Genomic DNA, 16,047 nt, shown 5'->3' with positions numbered 1-16,047 from the left:
TCATGGGTCAGTTTTTTGCGGTGTTTGCTACTGATCACTCGGACTGCCAGGCGCTGCGCCAGCGTCTGCGGCCCAGTCACCAGGCGCATTTGCGTGCCACAGGGGATCATCGGGTCGTCGTGCGCCTCGGCGGTCCGATCCTTGATGATGCCGGCGCGGCGATGACGGGTACGTTGCTGGTCATCGAGGCGGGCAGCCTGCCGGAGGTGGAAGCGTTCATGCGCGACGATCCCTATGTCCAGGCGGGACTGTTCGCCAGCCTGCAGATTCGCCCCTGGCACTGGAGCCTGGGCAACCCGGAACTGCGCGGTTTTCCATGAGCACCATTACCTTGTGCCGACTCGAAGACATCGCCGACGGCGGGGCGTTGGGATTGCCACAGCACCAGCATTTGCATCCCGCCGGGCTGGTGGCGGTGCGTCAGGGCGAGCAGGTGTGGGTGTACGTCAACCGCTGCCCGCATTTCTCGGTGCCGCTGGACTTCAATCCGCAGCAGTTTTGCACCTGGCGCGGCAAGGTCCTGATGTGCGCTCATCACAGTGCGATGTTTCGTTACGACGACGGGCACTGCATCGACGGCCCGTGTAAAGGCGCGCAACTGGAGGCCGTGCCCGTGCGTTGGGTCGACGACCGACTGGTCATGGAGATTGGGCCCACCGCCGGTCAGTAACCGGGTGGCCGACGGGGGCTGATCTAAACTCCTGTTGGGGGTGAACCAGGTTCATCCGGAGGTCATCATGAAAAACTTGTCACCCATCGCTCTGTGCCTTGCCTTGTCGGTTTTGAGTGCCCCTGGATGGGCGCAAACAGTGGTGCCGATGAAAGGGCAAAGTTCGCAACAAACCCAGGCCGACATCAACGAATGCAACAGCATTGCCGCCAGCCAAAGCGCCTCGACGACTTCCACGCCTTCGGGCGGGAGGGTCAAGGGCGCTGCTGTGGGGGCCGCCGCCGGCGCGACGGCTGCCCAGGTGCGCGGCAATCAGCACGACGAGGCTTATGATCGAGTCGACGATGACAGGAAACAGGACTACCGCCAGAACCGCGCCAAGGAGACAGCGGCGGCCGGCGCCGTGGTCGGTGCGTCACGTCAGCGCCAGGAACGCCGGGAGCAATCGAAAACCACACAGGCGAACACCACGACGGCTTACACCAGCTGTTTGCAGGGCAAGGGTTATCAGGTCAACCCTTGAATCAGGTACGGAACACACTGTAACTGTAGGAGCGAGCTCGCTCGCGATGGTCGTTAACGATAACGCTGGCTTGCAGGTGCCCCGCGGTGTTCTCCGGTTTATCGCGAGCAAGCTCGCTCCTACAGATGGCATTGGCCGCCGGCGAAAACACAAACCCTGTAGGAGCGAGCTCGCTCGCGATGGTCGTCAACGATAACGCTGGTTGGCAGGTGCCCCGCGGTGTTCCCCGGTTTATCGCGAGCAAGCTCGCTCCTACAGATGGCATTGGCCGTCGGCGAAAACACAAACCCTGTAGGAGCGAGCTCGCTCGCGATGGTCGTCAACGATAACGCTGGTTGGCAGGTGCCCCGCGGTGTTCCCCGGTTTATCGCGAGCAAGCTCGCTCCTACAGATGGCATTGGCCGCCGGCGAAAACACAAACCCTGTAGGAGCGAGCTCGCTCGCGATGGTCGTTAACGATAACGCTGGCTTGCAGGTGCCCCGCGGTGTTCTCCGGTTTATCGCGAGCAGGCTCGCTCCTACAGATGGCATTGGCCGCCGGCGAAAACACAAACCTGGTCGTCAACGATAACGCGGGTTGGCAGGTGCCCCGCGGTGTTTTCTGGTTTATCGCGAGCAGGCTCGCTCCTGCAATCTGACAACCGTTCATCGGTGAACTACGCTGCGGTACGTACCCTCGACCTGAATTTTGTGACGTAAGGATCCGACACATGCGGAGCAGGCTGCTCGCTGTAATGTTTACTGTTTTCGGGATGTTTTGGTCGGTGCAACTGTGGGCCGAGGATGCACCGAAAGTGGTTGATGCTCCCGTTGAATTGAAAGTGGCCAACCGCAGCATCATGGTGTTTCGCGCGACCATCCTCGGTGAAGCCCCGGCCTCGCGGGTCAAACGGGCGAAAGTGGTGATCGGTGAGGCGCTGGATGACGCCGACGACCTCAATGTCACCCTCGACCCGATCATGAAAAGCTACATGGTGCTGCTGGGAAGCCGACGCGCCTTTATCGTTTCGCCCAAGGACTTCGACGAGACCGAATACGAGTCGGTACAGCAGGCCGCCGAAGCCGCGGCGGGCAAGCTGCGCCAGGTCGTGGCCGAAACCCGGGAAGCCCGTAGCCTGCAATTGATTCTGCGCTCCGTAGTCGCTGCGTTGATCGCCACCGGCGTTTACATCGCACTGCTGTTCGGCATGGTGGTCCTGCGGCGCAAACTGCTGAAAAAACTGCCCGAGCTGATGCATCGGCACACCCAGGCCCTGAAGGTCGGGCGGGTCCCGCTGATCGACGCCAACTTCCTCTATCCATTGGTCAGCCGCGTGCTGGAATTGCTGCGCTGGGTCATCGTGTTGCTGCTCACTTACGAGTGGCTGGGGTTTGTCCTGTCGCGTTTTCCCTATACCCGGCCCTGGGGTGAAAGCCTTAACAGCTATCTGCTGGAAGTCGTCGACTATTTACTGCAAGGGATTCTCGGGGCCATCCCCGGGCTCGGCGTGGCGCTGGCGATCTTTTTCATTGCGCGAGGCGCGACAGCATTCTCTCGCCGGATTCTGCGGCGCATGGCCACGCCCGGGACCTTCAACTGGCTGAACCATGAAACCCTGAAGCCGACTCAGCGCCTGACTTCGCTGGCGATCTGGCTGTTTGCCCTGGCCATGGCTTATCCCTACTTGCCGGGTGCCGGTACCGATGCGTTCAAAGGCTTGTCGGTGCTGGTCGGTCTGATGATTTCGCTGGGTGCTTCCAGCGTCGTCGGGCAGGCGGCGGCCGGATTGATCCTGACGTACACCCGAACCCTGCGTCCCGGTGAGTTCGTGCGCATTGGCGAGCACGAAGGGACGGTCACTGAACTGGGCATGTTCACCACGAGCATTCGTACCGGTCTGGGCGAAGTGCTGACCCTGCCCAACTCGATGATCACCGGCACCGTTACCAAGAACTACTCGCGGGTGGTACAAGGCCCCGGTTATGTGGTCGACACCGTGGTCACCATTGGCTATGACACCCCCTGGCGACAGGTCGAAGGGATGTTGCTGGAAGCCGCCAAACGCACGCCCGGCGTCCTCGAAACCCCACCGCCGCAGGTGTTTCAAACGGCTTTGTCGGATTTCTACCCCGAGTACCGGCTGGTGGCCCAGGCCATCCCCAGTCAGCCTCGGCCGCGAGCGGTGCTGTTGAGCATGCTGCACGCCAACATCCAGGATGTGTTCAACGAGTACGGCGTACAGATCATGTCGCCGCACTATCTGGGTGATCCGCAACAGGAGAAATGGGTGCCCAGGGACAAGTGGTACATGGCACCTGCGCAGGAATCGAAGGAACCGTTGAAGTAATGGCAGGGGGGCTGGCAGGAGGAGGACGAGCATTGCGGCGAGTGCGATGAGCGACCGGGGGAGGTCGCTCGGTTGTAGCGGTGTTAAAAAAGCATATAGGCGGATGCGGTCGTCTGATTCAGGTTGATCTCTCCGACCTCCAGAACTTCATATTCGGCGCGCAGACCGATGTTGCGAAAGACATCGACCTCCAGGCCGACACCGTAGGTCAGATCAACCCCGGTATCGTCGTCGGTGGCATTGCCGTCGGCGTCCCAGGCGTGAGCACCGACACTGCCGAATACCCGCATCCGATCGCCCAACGGAAAGCCGACATGGGCGGCAGCCTGAGCCGATTTGCCTTCGAAATCGAGATTCTTGTCCTTGAATTGACCCAGATCGACGTAGGCGCCCTCGAAGGCCAGGTAGCTATTGACGCGATACCCTGCATAAACCTTGTAGCTGGTGTCGTCGTCGTCCAACTTGGATTCGTCGGTCTGGATGTTGCTTACGCCAGCTCCAAGATACAAACCTTTGTCATCAGCGAGCGCCTGAAAAGTCAGCAACGATAGCAGTGAAGCGAAGCCAAGGTTTCGAAGTAGCATGTGTAGTGGAGTCCTTGTTCAGGTTTGTCAGGTGTTAGGGTTCGGCGAGCATTTGAGGGGCCATGAGGGGTTAATAGAAGTCATTGATTGATATTTTTGAGTCGCAAGGCGGGATGTTTGCCGGACATTGAAAGTAGCGTCTTGCCAACGCTTGAATGGGTAGCGCTTTGCAGAACAACCAGCCTTGTGCCAATACAACCCCCTCTGAAACCAGATGCGGCAGTTGCTGCTGACTCTCGACTCCTTCGGCCACGACCTTGAGTCGTAGCGACTTGGCCAACCGGGCAATGTGTCGCCACAAGGCGTCCTTGGCCGCGATCTTGTCGTCTGCGATGAATGAGCGATCTATTTTCAGAATGTCGAAAGGCACTGAATCCAGGAGCGAGAGGTTGGAATAGCCGATACCGAAGTCGTCCACGGCAATGCGATGACCACACGCACGAAGCCGTCGCAATTGCATGGCGGCAGGCTTCTGATCGAGCAAGGTCCTTTCGGTGATTTCAAAAGTCATGGCGGACGCAGGCATGCGGTAGGTTGCCAGCAGGCTGGCCACAAAGTCTGGAAAGGTGGGGTCCTGAATATCCTGGGCGCAAAGATTGACCGTGATGTAGAAGTCCTTGCACGCCCAAAGGTAGGTGCTGTAATCCTCCGCCACCTGTCGAATCACCGACCGCGTCAGTTTGCGGATCAAGTCAGACTTTTCCGCCACCGCAATGAAAACATCCGCAGGCACATGGGTGCCGTTGTCGCTCCAGTGAGAAAGTGCTTCGGCGCCCTCCAGATAGCCCGTCGTCAAGTTGACGATAGGCTGGTAGTGAACACCCAGCGTGTTGGCTTTTATGGCATTGCGAAGCCGTACCGCAGTAGAGGTGTAATGCCGTTGGGTACACCTTGCGAGGAAGAGCAGCGCTGCGAACACGCACACAAGGCCAATGAATAATTTGAATTTGAGACTTGTCAGGTAACTCAACGGAAGAGAAATGACGCTGATCAGCTCATTTCGCTTGCCCGCAAAGGCGATCAGGACCTTGTCTGCCGAGGTCACCAGTTCTTCAAGGTGGAACGGCTTCTGCATCTTCAGCGGCTGAGCACCCGTAGAGGCAATGGGCACAGCGCCGCCGGGGCCGATGAGGTCCAGTTGCAGGTCCTCGGGAAGCTTCAAGTTGTCGAGCAGGATCTTTTTGTTTGCCCAGACGTAGGTTGACTGTTCCGACACAATGATAAAGTCGGTGTCCGCAGAAACTGTGTGGCCAGAATCGACCCAGTAGGTTCGTTTTCCAACGGAGAACTTGCGCTTGACGTTACCGGCCAGTAATGACGGGAGTTCTTGTCCGTAGGAAGAACAGATCTTGCCATTGGACAGCTCGATTGCCGCTTGATCAACAAATCGCAGGTTTTTAACCTGCTCGGCCAGTTGTGAGTATTGCTCGACGGAGCATTCCTCACCCGAACGATCAAGATCGCCGAGGGCTTCCAGTACTTTGTCGATCTGCGCATTAGGCTCTACCTGAGCAGCACGCAGATCGACATAAACGTTATTCAACTTCCGTGAAATGATTGGCTCCGCCAGTCCTCCAGCACAGAACCATGCGGCCCAGCCCGTCGCAGCAATCAGGCATACAGTGACTGCGTGCCTTCCAAGTAACGCTTTATATATGGCAACCATCGAAAACCCCGAGGTATCAATATTTCACTGTGCACCTTGTAGTCGCGGATTAAACGTCTTCAGTACCAGTCAAATACCCCGGCCAACAAGATGCCGCTTGCATAGGCGATAATGCACAGGGCGATTTTCTGCTTGAGTGGCAGTGTGTTTATTCGATGATGCATGCTTATCTCCTTGGACGGGCAAATAAGCAATTGTGGGTACCTGTGCCTGGTAAAACGTAATTATTAATCGTTATTTGCCGGGTTATGATAAAAGCCCGTCAACGACCTGATTGTAAACGGAGGAGGTCGTGTTCCTGGGCTTGGCTGAGTTGCGCCTGGCCGTTTCCGACGGTGTCTCTCCGTATGCAATCTGATACGCCTTGGAAAACCGGCCCAGATGATGGAAGTTCCAGAACATCGCGGTTTCTGTCACGGTGGGCCAGGTTTTGTTTATCAGATCGAGACGGGCGCTTGCGAGCCTCAAGTTCCTGATGTACGCGATTGGCGACATCCCGAACGTTTCAATAAAGCCAAAGTGCAAGGTGCGGGTTGTGGTTTCAAGTTGCCTTACGAGTGATTTTATAGTGAGCGCTTTTTTTGTGTTTTCATGAATGTACTCTATGGCTTCTATCGCCACTTTTCTTCTTGTCGGGACTTTACGGCTGAAGCCGCCAGCGGGCGTCAATGCCTGCAATAGAGAAGAAAGTACCGTGCCAGCGTCGTTGATGTCGTTACAGGAAACGATGATGGCTTGAATGGCAGACCGTATGAATTGAAAGTTTTCAGCCTGGAAACAGTGTTTTGTTCTGTTGGCAAGTATATCCATCACCGAGTGACGTTGGCGGCACCGGTCATAGTTTTCCAGTGTTGTGGTGATGGTGAAAAGTGTTTCATTCGGTTCGCAGGTGTAATGCACCGTTTCATCGCTATGCAGTACGATGACTTCGTTAGGCCGTAGTTTGTGATTGTTTACGACGGGGCGTCCAATCGGGGCCTGCGAGATGGCGAATGTCACGAATCCGGCAGGGACAGAACTGACCAGGGTGAGGGATGAGTCGAACTCAAGACGACTGCACTGGAGTTCGGCACTGTGAAAGAGCTTGTGTTGCCGAATGCGCGCCTCATGCTCGGTCGGAATAAGGCTCATTTCCCATTTGCCTATTGTTCTATTCAGTTGGCTCGGCAAGGCAGAAGACAAATGAAAGATCTCGTCGGGCGGTGCGATACTCATGAAATTGAAAACTCATCTGTTAAATGATTAGGGTCAAGCCTGACGGGCAGTATTGGAGAAGATACGCGATACGGCGTCCGTTCTGTCGATGAGATCGACCCCATTGCCATTGGCTTTGAACGGGTTGTCAGAGTCCCCGGATCAGTTCCAGCTCTGCCGAAAATGCGTACTTGTTGTTCAATGGTGAGTCGTCCATGTGTTGAACGTTGCGCGGGTCGATTTTCGAACTGAAGATCTGCGATTGGGGTTTCATCGGGTCAATGGCTGCTGCTGTAAAGGAGTAAAAGTCGTCAATACGATAACCGGTTTTTACCTGATAGTTGGCTTTCACAGCATTTAGGGCCTTCTTGTTGGTTTCGACATTCGTCAATTTGGCACTGTAGAGGCCCTTGTCGTCGGCCATGGCCTTGAGAGAAAGCAATAAACCAAACGACACGGTGACAACGTTTTTCAGTAGCATCGAGGTGATTTCCTTATTAACAGTTTATTCAGGCAGAACCTGGTGTCAGCTGCATCTCTGCCATGGCTTGGTCTGCAAATAATCTCACTTCGATGGTGCCCGCCAAAGTCAATAACTCATATTTTCCAGGTCGTCAGAAGGGGGCAGTCTCCGCCTGCCCCGGCGAACACCACCTGCCTCAAAGGAATATGCGTGTGTTGGCGTAACTCGTGCCGGTATCACCTTGTGGTGGGGCAGGGAGAGCAGAATCACTGTCCTGCTCGTCCGTATGATACTCATTCTCACTATGAATTTTCAGATGCGACTGTTTCTGGCTGTCATCCGGGTTTGTTTCAATTTCATAATATTCAATTGTCGTGCTTTCGACGGAGTGCTCGTCATGCGCCAACGAATAAAGTGGCATTGCAGACAGAAACAAGACCGCCAGGAATCCAAAAGTCGTCGATTTGTTGGCTCGCAGGAAATACATGGCGTTCACTTGATTCCCCTGTATAAGGCATTGTCCCGGACGAGAATCAAGCAGGCTCGATTCCAAAGATTATCGGTGAGGGATTTTTTGCTGGGGCGCCATCTGATTCAAATCAATAACTGTTATTTTTGGCGTGGAGAATTCTTTGATATGAACCTGTACCAGGCGGGTGTCGAGTCAGTGCGGGAAACCGATTAATGGTTCATGCAGCGCAAGCGGCCAAGTTCGTGTACGTAAAAACACACGGCGTTTTTATCCGGCGTCGGAATCAATTCGTAGTTTAGAATGGCACCTTCTTGCAAGACGTATTGCCGTCTGAAGAACAGGTCAGGGGTCTTTTCAATGGCGAACAGTTCATTGTCCTGGCTTAGTTTGACGTTGCTGACTTTGATCTGGACGTGTGTTTTGCTTTCTCCGATTATATTCGCCGATATAGTCGCATTGCGGATTTTTCCATTCAGGCTTTCCAGCGTGGTCCCCGTGAGTCGACCATGCCCGATAGTGAGGTACTCTTCGGTGTTGAGTTGATTGAGGTCTTCCAGCCATTGCCGGGTTTTTGTTTGATAACTGGTGTTTTCCATGTAGTGCGAAGGCGAATAAGCAAGGGAGAAAATGCAGAGTGCATTGATCAAGACTATAAGTGGCCAGTGAATGACTTGCGGAATTTCAAACTTCATAAGGTGACTTCCAGACATTGACGAATCATCAAGGCGAGGTCTCTTTCGCTGCTGTTTAATTGTAAATTTGCAGTGCTCAGATCCGGGCGAATGCACGAAACGGAATAGTTGGCTTTATACAGGTTGATCCAGACTTGACCCTTCAGATTTGGCGGTAGCTGTTCAGATTGCTTGGCCGACAGATCCATCAGCGCTTGTGCCTCGGCCAGATCATTGCCTACGGCGTGGATGACCAGTCCATTCTTGTCAACGCTGGAAATTTCAATTTTTGGCATGTCGAAGTCGAATTGAAAAATAGTGAAGGCACCGACTGCCAGCGTAACGACATAAGCGATCAGTTGAGCCTTCGTAAGGCGGGTGGATTTACTGGTTTTACCTGAGGGTGCAGGCCGCTCATCACTACCGGTTGGCGGTAGTTGTTCAGTGACGGGAGCGGGTGGCTGCGCAGTGTCCCCTGAGGGTACTGGTACATCTGCTTGCGCATCGACGACACAGTGTCGGTTGAAGCAATATCCTCGTCGAGGAACAGTCATCAAAATCTCGTGATCTCGACCGTCATTAAGAATATTGCGTAGTGAGAAAACGGTTTGATTCAAACTGCCGGAGGCCACCACACGGTCATTCCAGGTGTAGTCGATGATTTCGTCACGGCTTTTAGTGACACCTGGCTCCATGAGCAGCAGGTCCAATAGACGCGACTCAGCTCTACCTAGCGTGGAATTTTGTACATCTCCATGGGGTGTTGTAATGGAAAGCACGGCGCTGTCTGGGTCGAATACTGCCACAGCGCCATTTTTCAATTTGAAGGTGTGGCTCATAGAAATCTTCCGTTCAGGCGGTACTGGCCTGAGTATAGGGGCCGGATTTGGCTCGGTACATTCTGGTCTGGGAGGCGAACGAAGATGAGGGCCAAGCGCAAGGTGCACTGCGTGTCGCATTTACAATGCTGGAATGGCTCGTTTCAGAGGCGTGCAGTGCGGCAAACAGCCCTGCCTGTCAGAGGTATGAATTGAATCAAACAAAGGAAAAGCATTGCTGGATGACCCGCGGTTTTTGATTTGGACACCGTGAATAATGCTTGGAACTGATTTTCTGCGCTATCCGAAAACTGCAAGCTCAGGCAGGTGGATTTGCACGGAGCCACGCCTGAGTGAACTAACTTGGCTGTCTCGACAAGGCATCAATTGCTACCTGAATTGTCACGATACAAATCAATGATCGTGTTTTTGTGCGCCTGGCTCGTTGAGGATTATTTTTGATTCTTATTAGCTTTGAACCAGGATCGTTACGGCTTTAAATGGATCTCGAGGAGCGTTGACACAAATCACGTTCATGGTTTGCTCGTCGGGGCGTAAACGATCCTCACCTCTCGTTCAACAGCCTTTGCCCCGCGTCCTTTAATCGAGGACGCGGGGTTTTTTTTGGGAGGCGGGCGCAGGCGATGTCTGGAGGGGAGGAGGGCGGGCAAGTCGCTGTCTGGCGCTACAAGCATTCCTGGGCAGCACGCTCGAAGCTCGACGGCTTGAAAGTCGAGGCCAGCAATTGGCGCTGGTACAAATACACCTTGCCTCCATCCTGTGCCCTATGGGTTTCCAGCACAGTGTCTGTGGCAATTTTGCTCGAAACGACAACCCGATAGCTGCGTTCGCTCCCTGACACGACAGGGCTCATCTCTTGGTCTTTTAACTTCGGGAGGAGGCAGTCGACATACTGTTCGGGCGACTTGTCCGTTTGCAGCGTTGAAGTCGGGTTGTTTGGGGAGGAGGCGCAACCGGCCAGGAGCCAGGAAGCGAGCATCACAACAGGAACACACACAAGACGCATCGGTGGAGTCCTCAAGTTCGATTCGGTTTGGTTCGTTGAGTCATGGTCAGGAAGGTCGATAAACGCTGCAGGTCTTCGTCGCCGATCAGGGAAAAACATCGTAGCCACGTTGTTGCAGACAACTGCTGTAGACAGAGTTGTTGGCGGTGATGCTTTGTTCGCTCGCACTCAGGTTCTGTCTGCGCTCCTGACGTTGCCTGGAGCCCCCCACGACAGCGCCGGCAGCTGCGGCACTGCGTGCCCGGTTCTGGCGATAGTCTTGCTTGGTATCGTCGTCGATCTGGTCATAGACGTTTTCATGTTGGCGGCCCCGAACTTCTGCCGCGGTCGCCCCGGCTACCGCGGCGGTTGCGGCGCCCTTGGCCCGACCACCGGAAGGCACGGTGCCTTGAACCGGATGTTGCGCGTTGGCCTGGGATTGGCAGGCACTGGTGTCCTGCTGGATGGTCTGGGAAGTCTGACCTTTGAGGGGAACCACTGTCGCCGCCAGGGCACTGGTGCCCGGGAACATCATAAGGACCGCTAAGGTACGGGCCAGTCTTTTCATCATTGAACCTCACGTCAGGCGTCGGCACGGCTAACGGTTTGTCAGAGGGAAAACGCGCGTGGCGCCACTTTGAAACCCCATGCCGGTCTGCTTGCCATGCCACCCAATGCCGGTGGACGGCAGGCATTTCCACGTTTGCGATGGGGTTTGCCTGAGCGTCAATGCTTGAGGAGGAGGGCCTGCATATCGTCTGTCATGCCTTTGAGTGCAACCTTGAAGTCATTGGCAACAATCGGCTGTTCGGCATTCTTGAGTGTCTCGCCGAACACCTTGCGAACGATCTTCGCGACTGGCATACCGGTTTTGGCGTCGATCAGGTTGGCTTCGATGTACATCTCGGCAGTCTGATCCCGATGCCCGGTGGCTGCTTGTGTTGCCCCGACAATTGCCCCGATTGGAACGGCCTCATACCAGTGCATGCCTTCGTTGTTGGCGCTGACGTGAGTGATCGCCGCTTGCAGGATCAGCGACCGCGAATCGGTCGGCGCCAGCTGCGGATAGGAGACGATTGTATAGCGGCGGTCAAAGGCGTTCTTGACGCTGTTGCTGGTCATCAATTGCAAGTCTTGCAGTGTTTTCAGGCTGACGCGCGCGGTCGGCCGGGGCGCCGGATACAGCTCTACCTGCCGGAACACCACAGTGGAGTAGGCGCGAGGATCGAACCCCGGCGATACCCAGCGCAATACCTTCTGCTCACTCGGCGTAGTTTGCTCCTCCAGGCCCTGGTAATTGCCCAGGAAGCCCGAGTATTGCTCTTGCTGCGCCACTTTCGAGACACAGCCGACCTGAAATACACAGCTCAACGCAATACCCACGATCCATTTATTCGACATGCCCATGTATTTGGTTCTCAAGTGATGAAAGTTGTCATTCGGGTTCCGACCTGGCTCCAGGCATTGGCCTGGGTGCCTTGTATTCGGGCACTGGTACTCGCCAGTCAGTTACGCAATGCAGGTGCTTGCACGCCGGTCAATGCGGGCCGAATGCTGCCTGCAGCAGCGGGATAATCCGAATCAATAACTCTCAAAAACTGTTAAACACACGGCCAGTGAGTGGCTGGCAGCGGGCGCGATTGCACCCGTTGCCGATGAACAATATTGAAGCGGAGGTTCGGCGATAACCCTTGGCGTTTCCATCATTGCCAGTACCTGCATCGCTCCAGGCAATAACGCGTGGTATCAGAGATGTTATTGCTGCAACATGTGCACTAATGATCTGCAACCAACCCATCTTGTTCGTCAGGAGATCAGTTCTCACACTAGAGGCACTTATGTAAAGGCAGCTTCTGACTGAAAGGGAAATGACCATGGTATCTGCGATCCGGTTTAACCAGTCCGGCAATCCTGAAGTAATGAACCTGGAGCCACTGAGCGAACAAACGCCAGGGCAAGGCGAGGTCTGGCTCGAGCAAGAAGCTATTGGCGTCAACTTCCTCGATGTCACCCAACGTAAGGGAGCGGTGCCCGTTGCGTTGCCGTCCGGACTTGGGCTGGAAGGCGCCGGGCGTGTCGCCGTTGTGGGTGCTGGCGTCAACAATGTGCAAGTTGGTGATCGCGTCGCTTATGCCACCGGCCCTTTGGGTGCCTATGCTTCGGCCCGGCTTTATCCGGCTGATCGGCTGGTCAAAATTCCGGATGCACTGTCGTTCGATGATGCAGCCGCCGTCATGTTCAAGGGCATCACTGCGCAGTACCTTTTGAAGTCCACCTATCCCGTGGGGCAGGGCACAACCATTCTTCTCTATGGTGTAGCTGGAGGGTTGGGGGAAATCATGGTGCCGTGGGCCAAGCACTTGGGTGCGACTGTAATCGGCGTCGTTTCAAAGCCGGCCAGTGTCGAAAAAGCTCAAGCGTTGGGCTGCGATGAAGTCCTGGTGTTTGACGCTGACAACCTGGCATCGGAGGTCGCACGTATCACCAGCGGGAAAAAGGTCGACGTCGTCTATGACCCGATAGGGCGTGTTTCTTTCCAGGCCTCCCTGGATAGCTTACGACCACGTGGCGTGATGGTATCGTTCGGAGCTTCATCCGGTGCTCCGTCAGCCGTAGAGCTGTCGACACTCAACTCCAAAGGCTCGCTGTTCCTGACACGGCCTTCATTGGCCGCCCATACGGCGAGTGCCTCCGAATACCAGGAGCGAGCACAGGATGTCTTGGCCGCTATAGGTGCGGGGATTATCAAACCTCGGATCTGGTCTAGCTACTCGCTGGCTGATGCAGCATTGGCGCATGCCGATCTGGAGTCGGGGCGTTCATCGGGGGCGATCATTCTAAAACCATGAATCCTGATGTTTTGAATAATCAGCACAGTGACGAAATCGCTGCGTTTCTGGCCGTGGCCTCGCAAGGTTCATTTGTCGGTGCCGGCCGGCTATTGCAGCGACACCCAACCGTCGTCTCGAAACGGCTCGCCGCAATGGAAAAGCGCCTTGGCGTTCGGCTCGTGGAGCGCTCAACCCGGCAAGTTCGAATTACTGAAACAGGTGCCAGGCTGGAGCAGCGCCTTCGCTCGGCCATCGAATTGATGAATGAAGCGCAGCAGCAAGCGGCCGAAGGTGCCAGCGAAATTCGGGGTACGTTGCGGCTTGCGTTGCCAGCAGCCATGGGCAGGCTTTGGCTTGGCCCGATGCTGCCGGAGTTTCTCAAGGCTTATCCCCATGTCTCGATCCTTGCAGACTATAGCGAGCGTCTGGTCGACATCATTGATGAAGGTTTTGACGCAGCCATTCGGATTGGGGAGTTGGAAGACAACAGGTTGATTGCCAGAAAACTGAGCGACCATCGCCGGATTCTGTGCGCCTCGCCTGCTTACATCAAAAAGCACGGCATGCCTGAAACTCCACAGGCGTTGATCAATCACAATTGCCTTCGCTTCAGCGGTCTCGCGTCTTTTCCTCAGTGGAGACTCCATCGCGGCAGCGAACTGCAGACGGTTTCTCCGAAAGGAAACCTGACGGCCAATGACAGTGAATCATTACTGGCAGCGGCCCGCGCTGGTGCGGGAATACTGGGCGCCGGTGACTGGTTGATGAGTCGTGATATTGCTGCCGGGAGGCTGTTGCATGTCCTTCCTGACTGGCAACTGGATACCGCCGGTGGGGTTTATCTGATCAGGCCATCGGCCAAATTTCCGGGTGCCGTGGTTGTCGCTTTCAAACAATGGATCGAGTCAAAGTTTATCCCCGCGCCCCCATGGGCCATTTGATCGGCGCTGTAACTGAGCGTGGGGGCATATCCTGATGTGCAAGCTAACGTTCAAAAAAGCTGAGCTCGATCGTCTGGCGATACAGTTTAATTTTTCTTCTTGATTAGTTTGCCCATGTAGTACTTCAGGCTTAAACGATCTTTGGGCCTTGGTTTGTAGTGGGTTTTGTTTCTTTGTGCAGGGTCGATCGCCATGGTGCCTGCGGTGTAGTAATAAAGCGCTATAGACCTGCGGGTGATGTGCTCTGGAGTCGTTAAAGGCTCTGGGTGTCCATGATTGCTGTCTTTGTCTGTGTTGAAAATGACACAGCGATTGTAAATGGGCAGGACTTTTTTAAGGCAGGTCTTCATGTCGGCATCCCAAAGTTCCAGGTTGCCGCCGTATTCCTCTCGCCAGTCTTCAGTCAGATAAATTATGACATTCAGCCTGCGCTCGACATTTAGTTTTTTGTTGAGCCTGAAGTCCGAATGCACCCCCAGGAAACCACCGCTTTTCGTTTCGTGCAGGCCGCCACCGGTAAAGTAGGGGTCGGGTATCAAGCCTTCGATGCCTGTGAGCTTTTCAAGAAACTGCAACATGGGAGCCGAGTTGAAGACGTTGAAAACAGTCTTCAAAAAGGGGGCGCATTCATTGGGGCTGATTTGACGTTTTCGTTGACCTTTATAGCCTCGCTCGTAGAGCATTTCGTTGTTGGTTGGCTCGATTGGGAAGTGCGAGCAGATGCTCGCAATCAGGTCTTCGTGCAAGAAGTTATCAATGACTATGTGCGGAAATGGCGTAGCCTGAATATAGCGACTGGTCAATGAATCACCGAAGGCGCTGGCAGCATTTTGGTCGAAATCAAGCTCCGGGGACAGGGTGATAGGTAGTGCTTGAGTGATGGGGGCCATTATCGCTCCAATAACTTGATATAAAAACTTATGGGTGACTTCAAGCAGCGTTGAATGCAGTGCTCGTTCCGTCAAATCGTAGCCTAACTTTTTCTGTCGTCCTTGTTCAGGCGCTTAAGAATGTTGTTGTACATTTTGGTTCGTCTATGAGTCTTGTCATAGCCGCCAGCCGCTGCGACAGTGCCAGCCTGAATGTGATCCAGATAGCTGAAGATTTTACGCGGTGACAACATTTCAACGACGTAGCCAAGCTCGGTCATGCGGTCTTGGAGAGTATAACCTGGTACGCGATCATCCATCGAAAAGTGCAAGTTGTGCTGCTTGACAAGTTTGCAGTTCCATAATGTACAGAAACTTTTCAAGTAGACTTCTTTGTACGGTTTTGGTTCTCTGGAGCGCAATCCCATGGAGATTTTCAGGCGCCTGAAATGATGCTTGAATAGTCGTGAGCTAAAGCGCCAAAGAGTTCTCGTGGTGCCGCGGTTTAATTGCTCGACACAACCGACTGCCACGACTTTTTGGTTTTTCAAGCATTTATTCAGCATCATCGGGAAAATATTTTTATCGAAAACAAATGTATCAGTATGCATCAGGAATAAATAATCAGTTTCAACTCGTTCCAAAACCAGGTCAAGTGCTTTGCCATGCGCGATGTGGCCCGCTTCTGGTTCAGAAACAGAGCGCTCGATTAAATTGATCCAGTCAAGAGAACGTAAATATTCAGTGCTTTCATCGGCGGAATAGTTGTCAACTACCCATACGGGTACGCTGTTGCTGCCAAAATGCTGGTGCAATAAGTCCAGGCATATCTTGGTAATTTCTGGTGTCTTATAATTTACTATAACTATGCTGAAGGCTTTAGAACCTTCGGGCAAAAAACCAGAGTTGTTCATCATTCGGGTGCTCAATGGTATTGTATTTAAATGTAGAAGTGATTTAACCGGTATACAGCCTTTGCTTGTTTTTCCGCGCAAATCTTGCGTGGCTATAG

General features: G+C 54.3%; 18 protein-coding genes. 6 read left to right on the top strand and 12 right to left on the bottom strand.

The features are described from left to right. Positions 1 to 2: 2 nt before the first annotated feature. The 4 genes from ACEN8Z_RS18225 to ACEN8Z_RS18210 all read left to right on the top strand — a co-directional run bounded on the left by ACEN8Z_RS18225 (position 3) and on the right by ACEN8Z_RS18210 (position 3,520). Entirely contained in the window at positions 3 to 320 is a 318-nt protein-coding gene (locus ACEN8Z_RS18225; protein ID WP_007997964.1) for a YciI family protein, read from the top strand. Further along, a complete protein-coding gene (locus tag ACEN8Z_RS18220; RefSeq protein WP_495595143.1) occupies positions 317 to 670 on the top strand; it encodes a Rieske (2Fe-2S) protein in 354 nt (117 codons plus the stop codon). Before ACEN8Z_RS18225 ends, ACEN8Z_RS18220 begins: the two co-directional genes overlap by 4 nt. A 67-nt stretch (positions 671 to 737) precedes the next feature. Next, complete coding sequence (locus ACEN8Z_RS18215; RefSeq protein WP_495595142.1) at positions 738 to 1,193, top strand: hypothetical protein; 456 nt, start codon at positions 738 to 740, stop codon at positions 1,191 to 1,193. A gap of 710 nt (positions 1,194 to 1,903) precedes the next feature. Continuing rightward, complete coding sequence (locus tag ACEN8Z_RS18210; RefSeq protein WP_495595141.1) at positions 1,904 to 3,520, top strand: mechanosensitive ion channel family protein; 1,617 nt, start codon at positions 1,904 to 1,906, stop codon at positions 3,518 to 3,520. 83 nt (positions 3,521 to 3,603) lie between these two features. Here the strand turns inward: ACEN8Z_RS18210 and ACEN8Z_RS18205 are convergent, their stop codons facing one another. From ACEN8Z_RS18205 to ACEN8Z_RS18160, 10 genes are all read right to left on the bottom strand, one after another. Beyond that, entirely contained in the window at positions 3,604 to 4,104 is a 501-nt protein-coding gene (locus ACEN8Z_RS18205) for an outer membrane beta-barrel protein (RefSeq protein ID WP_007997957.1), read from the bottom strand. A 70-nt stretch (positions 4,105 to 4,174) separates the two neighbouring features. After that, on the bottom strand, positions 4,175 to 5,770 hold the full coding sequence (locus tag ACEN8Z_RS18200; protein WP_495595140.1) for an EAL domain-containing protein: 1,596 nt from the start codon (positions 5,768 to 5,770) through the stop codon (positions 4,175 to 4,177). Between the two features lie 246 nt (positions 5,771 to 6,016). Beyond that, entirely contained in the window at positions 6,017 to 6,985 is a 969-nt protein-coding gene (locus ACEN8Z_RS18195) for a helix-turn-helix domain-containing protein (protein WP_495595139.1), read from the bottom strand. Between the two features lie 127 nt (positions 6,986 to 7,112). Then, positions 7,113 to 7,445: a hypothetical protein gene (locus tag ACEN8Z_RS18190; RefSeq protein ID WP_495595138.1), complete on the bottom strand. Its 333-nt coding sequence runs from the start codon at positions 7,443 to 7,445 to the stop codon at positions 7,113 to 7,115. 178 nt (positions 7,446 to 7,623) lie between these two features. Continuing rightward, positions 7,624 to 7,914, bottom strand: coding sequence for a hypothetical protein (locus tag ACEN8Z_RS18185; RefSeq protein WP_495598154.1), 291 nt, complete (start codon positions 7,912 to 7,914; stop codon positions 7,624 to 7,626). Positions 7,915 to 8,108: 194 nt separating this feature from the next. Continuing rightward, positions 8,109 to 8,591: a hypothetical protein gene (locus ACEN8Z_RS18180; protein WP_007997944.1), complete on the bottom strand. Its 483-nt coding sequence runs from the start codon at positions 8,589 to 8,591 to the stop codon at positions 8,109 to 8,111. Next, positions 8,588 to 9,409: a winged helix-turn-helix domain-containing protein gene (locus ACEN8Z_RS18175; protein WP_495595137.1), complete on the bottom strand. Its 822-nt coding sequence runs from the start codon at positions 9,407 to 9,409 to the stop codon at positions 8,588 to 8,590. Before ACEN8Z_RS18175 ends, ACEN8Z_RS18180 begins: the two co-directional genes overlap by 4 nt. Positions 9,410 to 10,073: 664 nt before the next feature. Then, positions 10,074 to 10,415, bottom strand: a complete 342-nt coding sequence (locus ACEN8Z_RS18170) for a hypothetical protein (protein ID WP_495595136.1) — start codon at positions 10,413 to 10,415, stop codon at positions 10,074 to 10,076. Positions 10,416 to 10,500: 85 nt separating this feature from the next. Then, complete coding sequence (locus ACEN8Z_RS18165) at positions 10,501 to 10,962, bottom strand: hypothetical protein (protein ID WP_495598153.1); 462 nt, start codon at positions 10,960 to 10,962, stop codon at positions 10,501 to 10,503. Between the two features lie 158 nt (positions 10,963 to 11,120). Further along, entirely contained in the window at positions 11,121 to 11,801 is a 681-nt protein-coding gene (locus ACEN8Z_RS18160; protein ID WP_277537760.1) for a DUF3313 domain-containing protein, read from the bottom strand. A gap of 467 nt (positions 11,802 to 12,268) precedes the next feature. Here ACEN8Z_RS18160 and ACEN8Z_RS18155 point away from each other — a divergent pair, with 467 nt between their 5' ends. Together ACEN8Z_RS18155 and ACEN8Z_RS18150 are read left to right on the top strand one after the other, a co-directional pair. Continuing rightward, a complete protein-coding gene (locus ACEN8Z_RS18155) occupies positions 12,269 to 13,243 on the top strand; it encodes a quinone oxidoreductase family protein (protein ID WP_495598152.1) in 975 nt (324 codons plus the stop codon). Next, positions 13,240 to 14,166 (top strand): LysR family transcriptional regulator, encoded by a 927-nt coding sequence (locus ACEN8Z_RS18150; RefSeq protein WP_108232214.1) that lies wholly within the window; start codon positions 13,240 to 13,242, stop codon positions 14,164 to 14,166. Before ACEN8Z_RS18155 ends, ACEN8Z_RS18150 begins: the two co-directional genes overlap by 4 nt. Positions 14,167 to 14,252: 86 nt before the next feature. Here the strand turns inward: ACEN8Z_RS18150 and ACEN8Z_RS18145 are convergent, their stop codons facing one another. Together ACEN8Z_RS18145 and ACEN8Z_RS18140 are read right to left on the bottom strand one after the other, a co-directional pair. Further along, the gene (locus ACEN8Z_RS18145; protein WP_495595135.1) at positions 14,253 to 15,056 is read right to left on the bottom strand and encodes a 2OG-Fe(II) oxygenase; all 804 of its coding nucleotides are present in this window, start codon (positions 15,054 to 15,056) and stop codon (positions 14,253 to 14,255) included. An 83-nt stretch (positions 15,057 to 15,139) separates the two neighbouring features. Continuing rightward, the gene (locus tag ACEN8Z_RS18140) at positions 15,140 to 15,949 is read right to left on the bottom strand and encodes a glycosyltransferase (protein WP_495598151.1); all 810 of its coding nucleotides are present in this window, start codon (positions 15,947 to 15,949) and stop codon (positions 15,140 to 15,142) included. Positions 15,950 to 16,047 lie beyond the last annotated feature (98 nt).

The organism is Pseudomonas sp. Pseusp10 (genome assembly GCF_059492225.1).
The sequence above is the reverse complement of the archived record's forward strand: the minus strand, read 5'-3'. Positions and strand labels throughout refer to the sequence as shown.

Coding starts and splice junctions, on each gene's coding strand:
- ACEN8Z_RS18225 (WP_007997964.1), top strand. CDS start 3: ATGGGTCAGTTTTTTGCGGTGTTTGCTACTGATCACTCGGACTGCCAG.
- ACEN8Z_RS18220 (WP_495595143.1), top strand. CDS start 317: ATGAGCACCATTACCTTGTGCCGACTCGAAGACATCGCCGACGGCGGG.
- ACEN8Z_RS18215 (WP_495595142.1), top strand. CDS start 738: ATGAAAAACTTGTCACCCATCGCTCTGTGCCTTGCCTTGTCGGTTTTG.
- ACEN8Z_RS18210 (WP_495595141.1), top strand. CDS start 1,904: ATGCGGAGCAGGCTGCTCGCTGTAATGTTTACTGTTTTCGGGATGTTT.
- ACEN8Z_RS18205 (WP_007997957.1), bottom strand. CDS start 4,104: ATGCTACTTCGAAACCTTGGCTTCGCTTCACTGCTATCGTTGCTGACT.
- ACEN8Z_RS18200 (WP_495595140.1), bottom strand. CDS start 5,770: ATGGTTGCCATATATAAAGCGTTACTTGGAAGGCACGCAGTCACTGTA.
- ACEN8Z_RS18195 (WP_495595139.1), bottom strand. CDS start 6,985: ATGAGTATCGCACCGCCCGACGAGATCTTTCATTTGTCTTCTGCCTTG.
- ACEN8Z_RS18190 (WP_495595138.1), bottom strand. CDS start 7,445: ATGCTACTGAAAAACGTTGTCACCGTGTCGTTTGGTTTATTGCTTTCT.
- ACEN8Z_RS18185 (WP_495598154.1), bottom strand. CDS start 7,914: ATGTATTTCCTGCGAGCCAACAAATCGACGACTTTTGGATTCCTGGCG.
- ACEN8Z_RS18180 (WP_007997944.1), bottom strand. CDS start 8,591: ATGAAGTTTGAAATTCCGCAAGTCATTCACTGGCCACTTATAGTCTTG.
- ACEN8Z_RS18175 (WP_495595137.1), bottom strand. CDS start 9,409: ATGAGCCACACCTTCAAATTGAAAAATGGCGCTGTGGCAGTATTCGAC.
- ACEN8Z_RS18170 (WP_495595136.1), bottom strand. CDS start 10,415: ATGCGTCTTGTGTGTGTTCCTGTTGTGATGCTCGCTTCCTGGCTCCTG.
- ACEN8Z_RS18165 (WP_495598153.1), bottom strand. CDS start 10,962: ATGAAAAGACTGGCCCGTACCTTAGCGGTCCTTATGATGTTCCCGGGC.
- ACEN8Z_RS18160 (WP_277537760.1), bottom strand. CDS start 11,801: ATGGGCATGTCGAATAAATGGATCGTGGGTATTGCGTTGAGCTGTGTA.
- ACEN8Z_RS18155 (WP_495598152.1), top strand. CDS start 12,269: ATGGTATCTGCGATCCGGTTTAACCAGTCCGGCAATCCTGAAGTAATG.
- ACEN8Z_RS18150 (WP_108232214.1), top strand. CDS start 13,240: ATGAATCCTGATGTTTTGAATAATCAGCACAGTGACGAAATCGCTGCG.
- ACEN8Z_RS18145 (WP_495595135.1), bottom strand. CDS start 15,056: ATGGCCCCCATCACTCAAGCACTACCTATCACCCTGTCCCCGGAGCTT.
- ACEN8Z_RS18140 (WP_495598151.1), bottom strand. CDS start 15,949: ATGAACAACTCTGGTTTTTTGCCCGAAGGTTCTAAAGCCTTCAGCATA.